This window comes from Rhodococcus sp. FG69 (assembly GCF_057808915.1).
Window position 1 is genome coordinate 1 of sequence record NZ_JBMDIX010000099.1, and the last position, 1,433, is coordinate 1,433.

At 63.7% G+C, this 1,433-nt stretch carries 1 protein-coding gene; it reads left to right on the forward strand.

Annotation, left to right across the window (positions count from 1 at the left end; genetic code table 11):
• Positions 1-67: 67 nt before the first annotated feature.
• On the forward strand, positions 68-1,330 hold the full coding sequence (locus ACODSO_RS29130; protein WP_489040072.1) for an IS701 family transposase: 1,263 nt from the start codon (positions 68-70) through the stop codon (positions 1,328-1,330).
• The last annotated feature ends 103 nt before the right edge of the window (positions 1,331-1,433 follow it).

Below are 1,433 nucleotides of genomic sequence, written 5' to 3' on the forward strand. Positions count from 1 at the left end.
CTAGTAGTACTTTGTTAGGTCGGCGTGTCGGCTCGAGTTTTCCGTCGATTCTCGAGACCATTCGTGGATGGATACGTCAGAACTCGACGAGGTCGATGAATTGATCGATTCGTATGTCGGTGAAGTGTTCTCATCCCTGACCCGCAAAGACCGAGTGGCCACTGCCGGGGTGTATGTCCGCGGGTTGATGCTCGACGGTCGACGCAAGTCGATGCAACCGATGGCTGAGCGACTGAACGTCGATCATCAGCGGCTACAACAGTTCGTCACCAGCTCCCCATGGAATGTCACCCCGGTACGAAAGATCCTCTCCCGCAAAGCCTGCGAAGTGATCGACCCGCAGGTGTGGGTGATCGACGACACCGGATTCGCCAAGGACGGGCCCGCCTCACCGTGCGTAGCACGCCAGTACTCGGGCACCCTCGGCAAAGTCGGCAACTGCCAGGTCGCGGTCAGTGTTCATGCCGCCACAGACGCCGCGTCCGCCCCGTTGGACTGGCGCCTGTACGTGCCCACGAGTTGGGACGAGACCCTCTCCGAAGATCCTGAGGTCAACGCCGCGATCACCGCCCGCCGCGCCCGCAGCGGTATTCCTGATACCGAACATCACCGCCGCAAATGGGAAATGGCGATCGAGATGATCGACGAACTCCGCGAGTGGGGCCGACCTGCACGGCCCGTCGTCGCAGATGCCGGCTACGGCGACGCCACCGAGTTCAGACAAGCGTTGACCACCCGCAGCATCGACTACGTCGTCGCAGTCAAGGGTGCCACCAGCATCCACCCCGCCGATGCCGGGCCGCGCACACCCGCTCGCACCGGCAGAGCGGGACGACCGCCGACCCCGCGATACCCGGACCCGCCCACCTCGTGCACCGACCTCATCGTCGCTGCAGGCCGATCCGCAGCCGCCACCCTCACCTGGCGGCACGGCACGAGAACCAGCCCGGACAACCCCACCGCCGCAATGACTTCACAGTTCACCGCACTGCGGGTAAGGCCCGCCAACCGCCACATCGACCGCGAGGCCGATGGCACCCTCCCCGAATGCTGGCTGATCGCCGAATGGCCCTCCGCCGCAGCCACACCCACCGACTACTGGCTCTCCACTCTACCGCCCAGCACCCCGATCCCGGAGTTGGTGCGGCTGGCAAAAATCAGGTGGCGCATCGAACACGACTACCGAGAACTCAAAACCGGACTCGGACTCGACCACTTCGAAGGCCGCACCTGGATCGGCTGGCACCACCACGCCGCCCTCGTCACCGCCGCCCACCTGTTCATCACCACCCTGCGACTGACCCACCCAAAAGCACCTGGGCAGGCCTGACCCTCTACGGCATACTCCGCATTCTTCAACGCGCACTTGCCATCTGGATCGGAACCTGCCCGCACTGCCACCACAGATTCCCAACCTAACAAAGTACTACTAG

Bases quoted from the DNA above. Each gene is read 5' to 3' on its own strand.
- ACODSO_RS29130 (WP_489040072.1), top strand. From the start codon at position 68: ATGGATACGTCAGAACTCGACGAGGTCGATGAATTGATCGATTCGTAT.